The sequence below is a fragment of the Microbacterium sp. TW_SC_2 genome (assembly GCF_055361165.1).
This window is the reverse complement of the sequence record NZ_CM143952.1, coordinates 696,619-711,322: the sequence shown is the minus strand read 5'-3', so window position 1 is coordinate 711,322 and position 14,704 is coordinate 696,619. Positions and strand designations below refer to the sequence as shown.

Genomic DNA, 14,704 nt, shown 5'->3' with positions numbered 1-14,704 from the left:
CCCGATTCAGCCTGTTCTGCCCAGCAGCAGTCTCTCGCGCGCGACCTCCGCGCCCACGCGACTCGCCGCAGCGACCTCCACGGTCGGCAGCGGCAGCGGCGTCCGGACCGGCAGCCCGACGTTCACGACGACCGCGTGCGGGTCGCGGGCAGCCGCGCGTTCGACCAGTGCGCGCTGAGCGGCATCGGTGTCGGGCCGGTCGATCAGGATCACGGTGGTTCCCGGCTCGGCGATCATCTCGTCGAGCACGCGGTCCTGGTCCGCGATGCCCGCGCTCGCGACATCCAGCCGCGCCTGTCGCGCGTCACCCGCGAGCGCACGGGCGACGTAGCCGGCCGCGCTGTCCACCGCGAGCGTCGAACGCCGCCGCGCATCGATCACGGGCAGAGCGGAGGACGCCTCGGGGAGCTCCCCCGTCACCGAGACCATGCGGCGCAGGATCGATGCGGCGTCGAAGTCGGAGAAGGTGTCCGTGACCGCGGCGGCGTCGGACGCCCGCCGTTTCTCGGCGAGAGCGGCCACGCGTCCGGCGGCCTCTTCGACGCGCTCACGGGAGAGCGAACCGTCGCGGAGTGCTGCGACGATCCCGTCGCGCGCGGCGAGGAAGTCGCGTCGATCCTGGTCCGGCGCCGCGGCGTCGCCCGGGTTCGTCGGGTTGCCGATGCAGAGCAGATCGGCGCCGGCGGCCAGGGCCAGTGCCGCTCCCCCGCCGATGCCGACGGTCTCGCGGATCGCGGCCATGTCGAGTGCATCCGTGATGATCACACCGTCGAAGCCCTCGTCGCGCAGGATGCCCAGCACCCGAGGGTTCAGGGTCGCCGGAGCCTCGCCCCAGGCGGGGACGACGATGTGCGCCGTCATGATCGCGTCGACGCCGGCCTCGATCGCCGCCCGGAAGGGCTCGACGTGCACGCGTTCGTACTCCTCGATGCCGAGGGCGATCTCCGGCAGCGCGTGATGCGAGTCCGTGTGCGTGTCGCCATGACCGGGGAAGTGCTTGACGCAGGCCGCGACCCCGCCGTCCTGGATGCCGTCGATCGTCGCGACCGCGTGACGCGTCACCAGGTCGCTGTCGGCGCCGTACGCGCGTACCCCGATCACCGGGTTGCGCGGGTCGGTGTTGACGTCGGCGACGGGGCCGAGCGCCACGTTGGCGCCGACTGCGGCGAGGCGACGCGCGAGCTCGGCGCCCGTCCGCTCCGTCGCTGCGACGTCGTCGAGCAGTCCGAGCTGTGCCGCTCCCGGGACCGTCGACCCCTCGGCCGCCTCGAGTCGGGTGACGCTGCCGCCCTCCTCGTCGACGCCGATCAGCGCGTGTGGATTGGCGGCGCGGATCGAGGCGCTCAGCGCGGGCAGACCGTCGCCGATGTTCTGGGCGAAGTACACCACCCCGGCGAGGCCGTCCTCGAGCTCGTCGAGCAGCCAGGCCGGCGCCTCGGTGCCCAAGAACCCGGGCCAGAGCACGCCGTTCGCGAGACGCGCGAGGTCGTCGCTCATCCCTTCACGGCTCCCGCCACCATGCCGGCGGACAGGCGACGCTGCACGATGATGAAGAAGATCATGACCGGGAGCGTGATGATCGTGGAGGCGGCCATGATGCTGCCCCAGTCGTTCGCGAACAGACCGAAGAAGGACTTCAGGCCGATCGAGACCGTGTACTGATCGGTCTCCGCTCCCAGAATGGTCATGGCGAAGATGAACTCGTTCCACGCCGTGATGAAGCTGAAGATGCTCGTCGCGACGAGGCCCGGCATCACCAGGGGCAGCAGGATCGAGCGGAACATCCGCCACCAGCTGGCTCCGTCGATGTAGGCGGCCTCCTCCAGCTCCACGGGCACCGCGGCGACGAAGCCGCGCAGCATCCAGATGCCGAACGCCAGCGACAGCGCGATGTAGACGACCATGAGTCCGAGGATGCTGTTGAGCAGTCCGAGGCTCTTGACCTGGAGGAAGAGCGGGATCACGAGCGCCTCGAGCGGCACCATCTGCACCACGAGGATCATCATGAGCACCGTGGTGCGGAGCTTGAACCGGAAGCGTGCGACGGCGACGGCTGCCAGAAGGCAGACCAGGGCGCTGACGAGCACGGTGACGAGCGCGACGATCGCGGAGTTGCGGAGGAACGTGCCGAAGCCGCCCTCCGTGAGCACGAAGGCGAAGTTGTCGAACGTGAACTCCTGCGGCAGGAGCGACTGCCCGCCGCTCGAGGCCTTGGCGTCGAAGGCGCTGGCCACCATCCAGTAGACGGGGAAGAGCGTGAAGATCAGGACCGCGGCGACCGCGATGCCGATGCCGATCCGCGATCGGAGAGACGCACGGGGGTTCACAGCTCGTCCTCCTTCATGAGCGAACGGATGTAGACGATCGTGATGCCGATCAGCACGAGCGTCAGCAGCACGGCCAGGGCCGCACCGAAGCCGTACCGGTTCTGTCCGAAGGACTCCACGTACGACCAGACGCCGAGGTTCAGCACGGAGCGGTTGCCGCCCCCGCCGCCGGGCATCAGGTAGACCTGCGCGAAGACCTTGAAGTCCCAGATCGTGGACAGGATGATGACCACCGTGAAGACGGGCTTGAGCGTCGGGAAGATGATCTTCCAGAAGCGGCGCCACGCACCGGCGCCGTCGAGTGCCGCCGCTTCGAGCATCTCCTTGGAGACGCCGAGGAGGCCGGCGAGGACCGTGATCGCCACGAACGGGAAGCCGTGGTGCACGACGTTGAGGAGCACGATGGCGTAGAACGACCACTGGTTGGTGAACCAGTTGACCGAGCCGTCCATCAGCCCGAGGTCCTTGAGGACCGAGTTGAAGATGCCGCGATCGGCATCGAAGATGAAGGTCCAGACGTAGGTGCCGGTCACGGCGGGCATGGCCCACGCGACCATGATGCAGCTGGAGACGATGGTGCGCCAGACGATGCCGAGGCGGGCGAGGAGCAGCGCCACGAGCGTGCCGACCGCGACCGTGACGAACACGGCGACGACCGCGAACCCGACGGTGTTCGGGAGCACCACCGTCCACAGGATCGGGTTGGTGAGCGCCTCGACGTAGTTCTGGAAGCCGATCCAGTTGCTTTCACCGGTGTTGATCTCGCGCAGACCGTAGTCCTGCAGCGAATAGATGAAGACCTGGACCAGCGGCCAGAGCATGAGCACCGCGAGGATGATCAGCCCGGGGGCGAGAAGAAGCCAAGGGCGGGCCGTGACGAGCGAGAATCCCCGCTTGCGCGGCCGGCCGCCGGCCACGGAGGCGGAGGTGGACTCCGCCTTCGTGACCGGCAGTGGCGCTTGCACCATCGACATGGAAGGGAGGCGTCCTTACTGGTTGAGCAGCTGGGTCATCTCGGCAGCGGCGTCCTTCGTCGCCGTGGCGACGTCCTTCTGTCCGCTGAGGATGGCCTGCATCATGGAGTTGGTCGTCTTCTTCGCCTGCACGGCGCCGAAGTTCGGGGTGACCGGGACGGATGCTCCGCCGTCGACCATCTGCTCGGCGAACGGGGCGATGAGCGGGTCGGTCGAGGCGAGGGCCTCTTCCATCGCGGACTGGACGCCCGGGAAGTAGCCGGTCTCGTTGGACCACTTCTCGGCGAACTCGCCCGTGGTCATGAGCTGGACGAACTCCCACGCCAGGTCGGCGTTCTTCGTCGTGTTGAAGACCGAGAGGTGCGATCCGCCGAGGACGGAGGGCGCGATGCCGCCGTCTTCGCCGGGGATGACCGCCGCGCCGATCTTGCCCTCGAGCTCGGGGTTCGCCTCGATGAGCGTCTTCGGGGTCCACGAGCCGGAGAGCATCATGGCGACGTTGCCCTGCGTGAACGCGTCACGGAGGTCGGTCTCCTTCCACGTGGTCGCGCCGGCGGAGGAGAAGCCGTGCTCCGTGGCCAGGCCGGTGTAGAACTCGATGCCGGCCTGCGACTCGGTGCTGTCGAGCTCGCTGGTCCAGGTGTCGCCATCCTGCGTGGCGATCTCGCCACCGGCGCCCCAGACCCACGGGTACACCTGGAACTCGGCGTCACCGGCGACCGGGAACGGCAGCATGTCGGGCTTCGCGGCCTTGATGGCCTCGCCCGCGGCGACGATGTCGTCCCACGTCTTCGGAGCCTCGAGGCCGAGCTCCTCGAAGACGTCGGCGCGGTAGACGATCGAGCGCACACCGGCGTACCACGGCATGCCGTAGAGGGCGTCGTCGTAGGTGCCGGCGACGGCCAGACCCTCGACGAGGTCGTCACGAAGACCGTCTTCCGCGTCGACGTACTCGTCGAGCGGCTCGAGCGCGCCGGCGTCGGCGAACTCGGCGGTCCAGGTGGTGCCGGTCTCGGCGATATCGGGAGTGGTGCCACCGGCGATCGAGGTCACGAAGCGGTCGTGCGCGTCAGCCCACTGGATCTCCTCGATGGTGACCGTGGCTCCGGTCTCCTCTTCGAAGGCCGTGGAGACCTCGTCGTAGAAGGCCGTGGCGTCGGGGTTGGTGCCCTTCATGATCCAGACGGTGAGCTCCTGGCCCTCTCCGTCGGTGCTGCCGGTGTCGCTGCCGCCACCCGCGCAGGCGGCGAGACCGAGCGTGGCCACGGCGCCGAGCGCCACGACCGGAAGAATGCGCTTGTGCATCAGGAAGATCTCCTCTTTGAAATGTGACTGTGCGGGCATCGGGTGCTCGCCGGTATGGAAAAGTATTTACGACTAACTAATTATCTGCAAGTTCTTCTCACAATCGTCACACTCTCGTGACAACTCTTTCCATGGGTAGGCTCGCGACCATGAGCCGCAGTCACCGACGCGACGATCGCACCCCGGTCGGTCGTCACGCGAGCGCTTCGCCGCGTCGTCGCACCTCGTCCTTCCTCCGCGCCCTGGGCATCGGCCTGGCGGTCGTCCTCGTCTCCGCCATCGGCGTCGGCGCCTTCGTCGTCACCGATCTCCTGAACCGCGTCGGAGAAGACGCCGTCACGCTCGAGGGCGCACCTGAGGTCGAGCCGCCGTCGATCGACGCCTACCCCGGCGAGTTCAGCCTGCTCCTCATCGGCACCGACGAATGCGGCGAGGTCTCGACGAGCATGCTCGGGGAGAGATGCTCCGAGGCCGACGGTTCCGTGCTCAACGACGTGAATCTCCTGGTGCACGTCTCGGCGGAGCCCCGCAACGTCACCGTGGTCTCCTTCCCGCGCGACCTGATGCTCGAGACGCCGGAGTGCACGCTCCCGGACGGCACCGTCGTCTCGGCGACGAGCAAGACGCAGATCAACGCCGTCTACCAGCGCGCAGGACTCTCCTGCGTCGCCAGGACCCTCACCGATCTCACCGACATCCCGATCCCGTTCGCCGCGAAGATCGGCTTCGACGGGGTGATGGAGGTCACCGACACCATCGGGGGCGTCGAGGTGTGCATCGGCGGCGACGGCATCCGCGACGGGCAGACCGGCATCGATTGGCCGCCCGGAACGCGCACCGTGTCGGGACCCGAGGCGCTCCAGTTCATCCGGACCCGCCACGGCGTCGGCGACGGCAGCGACCTCGCGCGCATCTCGAACCAGCAGCAGTACATGTCGCGCCTCGTCAAGAAGATCCTGAGCGAGGAGGTGCTCACGGATCCGGGCACCGTGCTCGGGCTGGCGAACACGATCGCCGACAACATCGAGCCGAGCGACGAGCTGGCCAATCCGATCCGTCTGGCCCAGCTGGCGCTGACGATCAAGGACGTGCCGTTCTCCGAGTTCGTGTTCCTGCAGTACCCGGTGTTCGTCGACCCGGACGACGAGGACAGGAGAGTCCCCGACCTCGATGCCGCCGCGACCGTCTGGGACGCGCTGCGTGCGGGGCAGTCCCTGCAGCTCACCGGCGACGTCACGAACAACGGCGGCGTGGAGCTGGTCGAACCTGCCCCCGTCGACACCGGACAGCCCGTGACGACGGAGACGCCGTCGGCCGAGGAACCGCAGGCGCGCGCCACCCTCTCCCCCAACATCTCGGGGCAGACCGCCGCCCAGGAGACCTGCGCGAACGGCAAGCAGGACTGACGGTCGGACCCACGGCGTAGGCTCGACCGCATGGGCCGGACGCGATCACGGGATGCCGAGCATCCGCAGACCCGGCTGGACCACGGCGGCATCGCCCGCGTCGTCCCGTCCGACTTCACGAGCGGCTTCGAGCTCGTCGTCGACGACACCCCGCAGTCGCACGTCGATCTCGACGACCCGACGCACCTGCACTTCGAGTACATCGTGCGCATGGGGGCGGTCGTCGATCAGCTCCCCTCCGGTCCGCTCACCGCGGTGCACCTGGGGGCCGGCGCGCTCACGATCCCGCGCTACATCGATGCCACCCGTCCCGGTTCGCGTCAGCAGGTCATCGAGCTCGAGGCGCCCCTGGTGCAGCTCGTGCGGGAGCACCTCCCCCTGCCCCAGGGTGCGCCCATCCGCATCCGCATCGGCGACGCCCGGGAGGGAGTGCGCCGGCTGCCCGGGGCGCTGGTCGGCAGCTGCGATCTCGTCGTCTCCGACGTGTACTCGGGGGCCCAGACGCCCGCGCATCTGACGAGCATCGAGTTCTACCGCGAGCTCGCAGCGCTGCTCGGGCCGGCCGGCGTCCTCCTGGTGAACGTGGCCGACGGACCAGGGCTGGCGTTCGCCCGGCGCCAGGTCGCGACCATCGCCGAGGTGCTGCCCGAGATCGGCGTCCTCGCCGACACGCAGGTGCTCAAGGGGCGCCGCTTCGGCAACCTGGTGATCGCGGCATCGGCCGCCCCGCTGCCGACCGAGTGGCTGCCCCGTCTGCTCGCCGCGGGCCCGCATCCCGCCAAGATCGCGCAGGGCGCCGAGGTGCAGGCGTTCACGCAGGGCGCCCGAGTCGTGACGGATGCGGATGCGGTCGCCTCCCCTCGTCCGGATGCCTCACTTTTCCTGCGCTGACGCGCGCCCTCCCCGCGCCGGGGCACGTCCGCAGGATGCGTTCGGGTGGCGGTATGCCGGGTCGCGGGCGCGCCGCCTCGTCGTGCGCCGGACGGACAGGCAGACTGGACGAGGTGCCGTGGCAGGAGGAGTGCAATGAGTTTCATCCGGGGATACGACCGGGACGACCTGCGTGAGCTGGTCGACCTCGAGGAATGCGCCGCGCGGCTCGCGGAGATCGAGAACCAGCGCAGCCTGCCCTCGCTCCTGGAACGCGTCTGGCTGCTGAAGGTGCTCGGTCGGCTCGACGAGGCCCTCACGCTCGCCGACGAGGCCGTCCGCCAGGCCCGCATGGCAGGAACACGCAAGGACGTCCTGCGCTCGCGGGTCCTGCACGCGACGATCCTGCAGTACCGCGGCGCACACGCGGCAGCCGAGCAGGAACTCGCGACCTGCGCCGACGAGGCCGAGGGGCAGGGCTGGATCTCGATCGCAGCCTTCGCGCATCACCATCACGGCAAGAACGCCTATGACGCCGGCGACTACGACACGGCTCGCGAGAGCTTCAAGCGCTCGCTCTTCCTGCGACGCGAGGCGGGCGCCGCCGACCGTGATCTCGAGGTCGTGCTGCTGGCGATCGAGGCGGCGGAGCGCCGCCGGACCGAACAGCTCGTCGCCGGCTGAGCCGACCCGCCTCCTCGCGCCGGTGTCGGCGGCATGGCTTAGCCTGATTCCATGGCGGATCTAGACCGTGTGCGCATCTGGGGCGAGGCGCTCATCCGGATGCACCTCGACCCCAGCTGGTCCTTCGGCTTCGACAATGCCAAGCGTCGAGCCGGGCAGTGCGACTACACGAAGAAGCGCATCTCGGTGTCGCGCTACCTCGCCGCGCGGTTCGAAGACGACGAGATCCACCAGGTCCTCCTGCACGAGGTCGCCCACGCTCTCGCGGGTCACGAGGCCGCCCACGGAGCGACGTGGAAGCGTACCGCTCGCGACCTCGGCTACGTCGGGGGCACCACGCATCACGGCGAGACCGCCGTCGAACTGGCGCCGTGGGTCGGTCAATGCCCCGCCGGACATGTCACATACCGGCATCGGCGCCCGACGCGCGCCACCTCGTGCGCGCGGTGCTCGCGGTCGTTCGACCCGCGACACGTGTTCGCGTGGGAGCGACGCGAGATCACCCGTGACACGCGCCTCTCCGCACAGATGCCGCGCTGAACCCGCGGGTTCAGTCCCGGGTCTCGTCCGACTGCCCGGACGGAGTGTGCGGGACGTCGTCGGCGGAAGTCTCATCGGCGGGGCCGACCGCCTCGACGCGCCCTGAGCGATCGGCATCAGCGAACCCGTCAGCATCCGTGGCATCCGTGGCATCCGTGGCATCCTGCGAGGCGGGCGTCACCGCGCGGCGACGGCGCAGCAGGGCGGTGACGGCCCGCCAGCCGATCAGCAGCACTCCGAGGGTGAGCGTCGCGACGATGATGAACGGCACCTGCGCGGTGTCGCCGCTCGCGATGCGCAGCAGCAGACCACCCATCACGGTGATCACCCAGACCACCAGACCCCAGAGCACCGACCACGGCCGGCGCGGACGCCCCGGGAGCAGCGCCGCGACCAGGTGGCCCAGCAGCAGCGCGACCAGGAACGGCCAGGCGGTGAGCAGGAACCCGGCGGGATCCTCCTCGTGCGACGCCCGGCCGATCACCGCGAACACGAGCACGAGCACGACATCGACGATCACCGCGGGAACGAACCTCATGTCCCGACCCTACGCGCGCTTCCCGCGCACTCCTGGTTGGCGGGGTGGCGTGCCGCGGGGCGCCGTCAGACGAAGGGGAGGAACCGGCGGTCGTCGAACCTCGGCACGACCGCCACGGCGTCGAGCCGTGCGGCGGTCGCGACGGAGCCGGCGTCCTCGGCCTCCTGGCCCGATCCGCTCGCGGAGAGGAGGTGCCCCAGTGCTCTCCGCAACGCCCGGAAGCCCTCGGCCGCGACCGCTGCATCCGGGGCGGTGTGATCGATCCCGAGGTCGGTCAACGCGGCGATGATCGCTCCGGCCCCGAGCTGATCCTCCACGGTGAAGCGCACGTCGTTCGAGGCGTCGCGCGCGCCCGTCGCGATCAGGGCCACCGAAGTGCGCGCCTGCCGCTGCTCCTGGATGACCTGCACGGCCCGCGCGACGGCGCTCGCGTTGCGGATGCTGCCGATGAGCACCACGGCACCGCCGGCAGCGGCGGTCACCGCGATGGCCGGAGCGACGGCATCCGACGACCACTCCGCCGCCTGCGACAGGTCGACCTCGCCGCCGGCCGCGACGGCGTCGACCACAGCGGTCGAGAAGTGCAGCACGTCGACGATCACGACCACGTCGGCATCCGCCAGACGCTCGAGTCCCGCGAGACCCCAGTCGAGGCGGACCTGATACGTGGACTGATCGAACGGCGAGGGCATCCGTCCAGCCTAGACGCGCACCCGCACCCTCCGAAGAGCGAGGGGCGGGTGCGCGGGCGCTCAGTCCGCGGCGAGCGCCTCCACCGGAGCGATGCGAGTGGCCAGGCGCGTGGGGGTCGCCGCGGCGATGAGCGTGAGCAGCGCCGTGGCCACGACGATCACCACGACGGGGATCCACGGGATCTGCGGCGCGACGAGTCCGGCCGGCGTGTAGTCGGGAAGCGTGGGGACCGAGCCCAGCACGGACTGCGCGGCGATCCAGCCGTAGACGATGCCCAGGACGAGTCCGGTGAGGGTCGCCGCGACCGTGATGTGCGTCGCCTCCAGCAGCACCATGCGACGCACCTGGCGATTGGAGAGCCCGATCGAGCGGAGCAGCCCGAGCTCGCGACGCCGCTGCACGACGCCGATCGTGAGCAGATTCACCAGTCCGACGGCGGCGATCACCGCGGACACCGCGACCAGGACCATCATGATCGAGGCGAAGGCGTCGAACGGGGCGAAGAACTCATCCGGCACGTCGCCGGTCTGGTTCATCATCAGCCTCTTGGCGGACTCGAGCGCCACCGCGAACATCGTCACGAGCGTGACGCCCATGACCACGCCGATCGCCATCCGCGAGGACCGCTCCGGGTACCGCAGCGCGTTCTCGGCAGCCAGGCGCGCGGTCGCGCTGGATCCGAACATCCGACCGACCAGGCGCAGCACCGGCGGCATGAACAGGACGGATCCGAGCGCGAGACCCGTGAACGAGAGCACTCCTCCGAGGAACGCCACCACGACCCCGAGAGGGGTGATCAGTCCGATCACGACGCCGCCGGCGAGGAGCGCGGCGCCCGTGATCAGCAGCACCCAGGCGCCGACGTGACGCCCCGCCCGCCCGGTCAGGTCGTCGTGGGTGCGCTCGACCGCGCCGCCGATCGCCTGCAGAGGGGTGACCGCGAGCACACGCCGGGATCCGATCCACGCGGCGAGCCAGGTCGTCAGCGCGACTCCGACGGCGGGCAGCGTGAGGAACGGCTGTGCGAGGGTGAACCCGGCGGGGTCGTTCGCGAGCAACGCCGAGCCGACCTGGACGCCGAGTGCCGAGATCAGCAGTCCGGCGATCACGCCGAGACCGGCGCCGATCACGCCCACGATCAGCCCCTGCTTCCCGACCTCCGCGCGTTGCGATCGCGCCGTCGCCCCGATCAGGCGCAGGAGGGCGATCTGCCGCGTGCGGCCCGCGATGATCGTCGAGAACGTGTTCGCGGTCACGATCGCCGCGACGTACATCGCCACGGCGGTCAGCAGCACCGACAGCAATCCGACCACGATGGCCAGCGTCTCGCTGTCGCCGATGAAGGGATCCGCCTGGAGTGTCGCGCCGATGTAGGCCGTCATCTCGACGAGCAGCACGCCGAACGCGGACGAGAGGGCGGCGACGAGGATGCTCGCTCCCATGCCGCGCTCTCGGAGCCAGCCCCACCGGGGCCCGGTCGCCGCCGTCTGCGGGACGACCGTCGCGAGGGCGGGGGCGACGGCGGTCATGCCGCCACCTCAGCCGCGAGCATGTAGGCGGAGATCTGCTCGGCGCTCTGACGCGGGTGATCGGCGACGATGCGACCATCCCCCAGGTACAGCACCCGGTCCGCGAAGCTGGCGGCGATCGCATCATGCGTGACCATCGCGATCGACTGCCCGTGCTCGCGGCTCGCCGCGGCCAGCAGCTGCAGCACCTCGCGGCCCGTCTTCGAGTCGAGGTTGCCCGTGGGCTCGTCGGCGAACACCAGGTCGGGGCCCGTCGCGAGAGCCCGCGCGATCGCCACCCGCTGCTGCTGTCCGCCGGAGAGTTCGTGCGGTCGGTGGCGCAGACGGCTGCCCAGGCCGAGCGTTTCGATCAGCCCGTCGATCCTGGCCCGTTCGATCGCACTCGGACGGCGGCCGTCGAGCTCGAACGGCAGCATGATGTTGCCGAGCGCGTCGAGCGTCGGCACGAGGTTGAACGCCTGGAACACGAAGCCGACGCGACGACGGCGCAGGATCGTGAGGTCGAGGTCGCCGAGACCCGTGATCTCGGTGTCGCCGATCCACGCGCGTCCCGCGGACGGGGTGTCGAGTCCGGCCATGATGTGCATGAGCGTGGACTTGCCCGAGCCGGAGGGGCCCATGATCGCGGTGAACTGCCCGCGGCGGATGCCGACGCTGATGTCGTCGAGCGCATGGACGGTGCCCTCGCCCGATCCGTAGGTCTTCGTGAGGTGCTGGACGCGGGCGGCGAGCCCGAGGTCGGTGGTCGTGATCTCCATGTCATCGACGCTACGGAGACGCGCTCTCCTGCGCGTCGCCCGCCCGGAGCATCCGCCTACATCGCAAGGATGATCCCGCCGCCCGCGCTCGCACCGACCCCTCTCGCCGACCCGGCCCTTTCTGTGCGAGCGGCCCCTGTGAATGCGTCCACAAGGGGCCGGGTCGACCACAGAGGGCCGGGTCGGCAGCGCGGCAGGGTCGGCAGCGCGGCCGGGGCGAGAAGACGGTCAGGCGAGGCCGTGCTCGAACGCGAACACCACGAGCTGCACGCGGTCGCGCAGAGCGAGCTTCGCCAGGATGCGGCTGATGTGCGTCTTGACGGTCGCCTCGCTGAGGAACTCGCGCGACGCGATCTCACCGTTCGACAGGCCCCGCGCCGCGAGGGCGAAGATCTCCTTCTCGCGCTCGGTGAGCGAGGCATACGCCGACGGGACGGGCTTCGGCGCTTCCGCGAAGTGTGCGAACAGCTCGCGCGTGGCGGAGGCGGCGATCACGCTCGACCCGGCGTGCACGGTGCGGATCGCGGCGAGGAGGAACTCCGGGTCGGCGTCCTTGAGCAGGAAGCCGCTGGCCCCCTGGCGGATGGCCCGCGCGGCCGCCTCGTCGAGATCGAACGTCGTCAGCATGACGATCCGCGGCGGGTCCGGCTGCGCGAGGATCTCGGCGGTCGCGGCGAGGCCGTCCATCACCGGCATCCGGATGTCCATCAGCACGACGTCCGGGTGTGCGGCAGCCACCACGGTGAGCGCCTCGCGTCCGTCGCCCGCTTCGCCGACCACCTCGAGGTCGGGCTGCGAGGCGACCAGCATGCGGATGCCGGCACGGAACAACGCCTGATCGTCGACGAGGACGACTCTGATCATGCGGAGGGACTCCCTGTTCGTGAATGGTTCATCCGGGGACGACGGCGTGCGACGACGGACCGATCGGGAGCGTCGCGTGCACGACGAACTGCGTGCCTCGGCGCTCCGCCTGAAGAGTACCGCCCATGAGCTGAGCGCGCTCGCGCATGCCGATCAGCCCGTGTCCGCCCGCGCCCGTCGTCGATCCGTGCCGGATCGTGTTGGTCACCCGCACCTCGACCCGCTCCGGCAACCAGGCCAGGTGCACGTCGACGGCGCCCTCTCCGTGCCGGATCGCGTTCGTGAGCGCCTCCTGGAGGATGCGGTACACGGCGAGCTGGATCGCCCCGGGCGGCTCCCCCGGCGGCATCGGATCGACCGTGATGCGCGGCTCGATGCCCGCCTGACGCACCTGCGCGAACAGCGCCTCCAGATCCGCGAGCGTCGGCTGCGGCCCATCGCCCTGACGGTGCCGGAGCTGCGTGAGGAGCATGCGCACATCGGAGAGCGCACCCCGCGCGGTCTGCGCGATCGTCCCCAGCGCCTCGGTGGCGAGCTCGGGTTTCGCCGCCACGGCATAGCGCGCACCGTCGGCCTGGGCGATCACCACCGCGAGCGAGTGCGCGACGACGTCATGCATGTCGCGGGCGATCCGCACCCGCTCCTGCTCCTCGGCCGTGCGCATCTCGGCCTGAGCCCGCGCGACCTGCGTCGCCCGGCCGCTGACGATCACGCGCCACAGCAGACCGGCTCCCCACGACATGACCATCGCGAGGAGGAACACCGACCCCAGCAGCGCCGCGATCGTCACGGCACGCATCGCGCTGGCGGCATCCGTCAGCAGCTCCCCCGAGAAGGCGAGGCCGAAGTACACGCCTCCGATCACGCCGCCGGCGACCGCGGAGATCCCGCCGATCCACAGCAGACGCCTGCTCCCCCACGCGGCTGTCGCGAACAGGACCACGAGGATGCCGAGATCGTAGGCCGACGGCGGAAGCCCCATCGACATCTGGAGCACCGCCCCGAACCACGCGATCCCGAGCGCCAGCGTGGGTGACAGGCGCGCGATCGCGGCGCCGCCCCACAGGATCACGCCGACGACGATGTACGCGACCGTCGCCATGGCGGAGTCGGTGACCCAGACGCTCAGTCCGGTGACCCCGGTGACGAGGGTCAGAGCCGAGGTGAGGGCGAACCCGACCACCGCGCCGATGATGTCGGCGACGAGCCAGGCGCGGGAGATGGGACGGATCACTCCTTCACGCTACGCGAGCCGTCCACGCCCGGCGTCCGTCTGCGGATGTAGTTGCTCCGGCGCCGTTCCGCGGCTCAGACGCGGCAGAGGATCTCGCCGTGCGGCACGAGGTACCAGCCGTCGCCGTCCTCGGCCCAGCGCATCCACGCCGCGCTGATCTCCTCGAGCTCCCGTCGCGACGCCATCCCGCCGCTGACGAGTTGGTGCGCGAGGGCGGATTCGAGGATGCGGTCGGCCCACATCCCGCCCCACCACCGGCGCTGCTCGGGCGAGGCGTAGCACCAGGTGGATGCCGTGGCGGTGACATCCGAGAATCCGGCGGCGCGCGCCCAGGAGAGCAGCCGCCGTCCGGCATCCGGTTCTCCCCCGTTCGCCCGTGCCGCCGCGCGGTACAGCGCGAGCCAGCGATCGAGCTCGGGGAGCACCGGGAACCAGTGGAAGCCGGCGTAGTCCGCATCGCGCGCGGCGACGATCCCGCCCGGCACGGTGACGCGGCGCATCTCCCGCAGCGCCTGCACCGGATCGGCGACATGCTGCAGCACCTGATGCGCGTGCACCACGTCGAAGCTGTCGTCGGCGAAGCTCAGGGCATGCACGTCCTCGATCGAGAAGTCGAGGTTGCTCAGCGCCCGGTCGGCCGCGAGATCGCGCGACAGCGACAGCGCCTCGGCGCTGATCTCGGTCGCCGTGACATGCGCCACGATGCCGGCGAAGTCCGCCGTGATCGTGCCCGGCCCGGCGCCCACGTCGAGCAGACGCGTGGTCGGCAGGAGGTGCGGTCGAAGGTACTCCGCGGAATTCGCGATGTCGCGGGTGTTGTGCGAGCGGAGGACGGATTCGTGATGTCCGTGCGTGTACGTGGCCATGCCTCAGTCTGACAGCCCACGCCTCCCTCTCGCCGACCGGCCCCTCTCTGTGCGAGCCACCCCTCTATGAACATCCGCAGAGGGCCGGGTCGCACAGAAGGGGGTGGCTCAGCGCC

15 protein-coding genes are annotated in these 14,704 nt (G+C 70.1%); 4 read left to right on the top strand and 11 right to left on the bottom strand.

The window, feature by feature from the left end:
* Positions 1-6 precede the first annotated feature (6 nt).
* From ACWA14_RS03375 to ACWA14_RS03360, 4 genes are read right to left on the bottom strand one after another with little or no spacing between them, the layout of a single operon-like run.
* Positions 7-1,497 carry a glycoside hydrolase family 3 protein gene (locus ACWA14_RS03375; protein ID WP_463796067.1) on the bottom strand — a complete coding sequence of 497 codons (1,491 nt, stop codon included), beginning with the start codon at positions 1,495-1,497 and terminating at the stop codon, positions 7-9.
* Positions 1,494-2,327 carry a carbohydrate ABC transporter permease gene (locus ACWA14_RS03370; RefSeq protein ID WP_463796066.1) on the bottom strand — a complete coding sequence of 278 codons (834 nt, stop codon included), beginning with the start codon at positions 2,325-2,327 and terminating at the stop codon, positions 1,494-1,496. The genes ACWA14_RS03375 and ACWA14_RS03370 overlap by 4 nt, the downstream gene beginning before the upstream one ends.
* Positions 2,324-3,301: a carbohydrate ABC transporter permease gene (locus tag ACWA14_RS03365; RefSeq protein ID WP_463796065.1), complete on the bottom strand. Its 978-nt coding sequence runs from the start codon at positions 3,299-3,301 to the stop codon at positions 2,324-2,326. Before ACWA14_RS03365 ends, ACWA14_RS03370 begins: the two co-directional genes overlap by 4 nt.
* 15 nt (positions 3,302-3,316) lie before the next feature.
* Entirely contained in the window at positions 3,317-4,606 is a 1,290-nt protein-coding gene (locus ACWA14_RS03360; protein WP_463796064.1) for a sugar ABC transporter substrate-binding protein, read from the bottom strand.
* A 149-nt stretch (positions 4,607-4,755) separates the two neighbouring features.
* On the opposite strand from ACWA14_RS03360, the gene ACWA14_RS03355 reads away from it, so the two are divergent.
* The 4 genes from ACWA14_RS03355 to ACWA14_RS03340 all read left to right on the top strand — a co-directional run bounded on the left by ACWA14_RS03355 (position 4,756) and on the right by ACWA14_RS03340 (position 8,106).
* Complete coding sequence (locus tag ACWA14_RS03355; RefSeq protein WP_463796063.1) at positions 4,756-6,012, top strand: LCP family protein; 1,257 nt, start codon at positions 4,756-4,758, stop codon at positions 6,010-6,012.
* A gap of 30 nt (positions 6,013-6,042) precedes the next feature.
* The gene (locus ACWA14_RS03350) at positions 6,043-6,903 is read left to right on the top strand and encodes a spermidine synthase (protein WP_463796062.1); all 861 of its coding nucleotides are present in this window, start codon (positions 6,043-6,045) and stop codon (positions 6,901-6,903) included.
* A gap of 135 nt (positions 6,904-7,038) precedes the next feature.
* Positions 7,039-7,566 (top strand): hypothetical protein, encoded by a 528-nt coding sequence (locus ACWA14_RS03345; RefSeq protein WP_463796061.1) that lies wholly within the window; start codon positions 7,039-7,041, stop codon positions 7,564-7,566.
* Positions 7,567-7,617: 51 nt separating this feature from the next.
* On the top strand, positions 7,618-8,106 hold the full coding sequence (locus ACWA14_RS03340) for a SprT-like domain-containing protein (RefSeq protein ID WP_463796060.1): 489 nt from the start codon (positions 7,618-7,620) through the stop codon (positions 8,104-8,106).
* 10 nt (positions 8,107-8,116) lie between these two features.
* Here the strand turns inward: ACWA14_RS03340 and ACWA14_RS03335 are convergent, their stop codons facing one another.
* The 7 genes from ACWA14_RS03335 to ACWA14_RS03305 all read right to left on the bottom strand — a co-directional run bounded on the left by ACWA14_RS03335 (position 8,117) and on the right by ACWA14_RS03305 (position 14,588).
* Positions 8,117-8,644, bottom strand: a complete 528-nt coding sequence (locus tag ACWA14_RS03335; RefSeq protein WP_463796059.1) for a DUF3054 domain-containing protein — start codon at positions 8,642-8,644, stop codon at positions 8,117-8,119.
* Between the two features lie 65 nt (positions 8,645-8,709).
* Positions 8,710-9,336 (bottom strand): 2-phosphosulfolactate phosphatase, encoded by a 627-nt coding sequence (locus ACWA14_RS03330; protein WP_463796058.1) that lies wholly within the window; start codon positions 9,334-9,336, stop codon positions 8,710-8,712.
* A 60-nt stretch (positions 9,337-9,396) separates the two neighbouring features.
* Positions 9,397-10,866 carry an ABC transporter permease gene (locus ACWA14_RS03325; protein WP_463796057.1) on the bottom strand — a complete coding sequence of 490 codons (1,470 nt, stop codon included), beginning with the start codon at positions 10,864-10,866 and terminating at the stop codon, positions 9,397-9,399.
* Entirely contained in the window at positions 10,863-11,624 is a 762-nt protein-coding gene (locus ACWA14_RS03320) for an ABC transporter ATP-binding protein (RefSeq protein WP_463796056.1), read from the bottom strand. The genes ACWA14_RS03325 and ACWA14_RS03320 overlap by 4 nt, the downstream gene beginning before the upstream one ends.
* A 228-nt stretch (positions 11,625-11,852) precedes the next feature.
* On the bottom strand, positions 11,853-12,488 hold the full coding sequence (locus ACWA14_RS03315; RefSeq protein WP_463796055.1) for a response regulator: 636 nt from the start codon (positions 12,486-12,488) through the stop codon (positions 11,853-11,855).
* Positions 12,489-12,516: 28 nt separating this feature from the next.
* Positions 12,517-13,722 (bottom strand): sensor histidine kinase, encoded by a 1,206-nt coding sequence (locus ACWA14_RS03310; RefSeq protein WP_463796054.1) that lies wholly within the window; start codon positions 13,720-13,722, stop codon positions 12,517-12,519.
* A 74-nt stretch (positions 13,723-13,796) separates the two neighbouring features.
* Entirely contained in the window at positions 13,797-14,588 is a 792-nt protein-coding gene (locus ACWA14_RS03305; RefSeq protein ID WP_463796053.1) for a class I SAM-dependent methyltransferase, read from the bottom strand.
* Between the last annotated feature and the right edge of the window lie 116 nt (positions 14,589-14,704).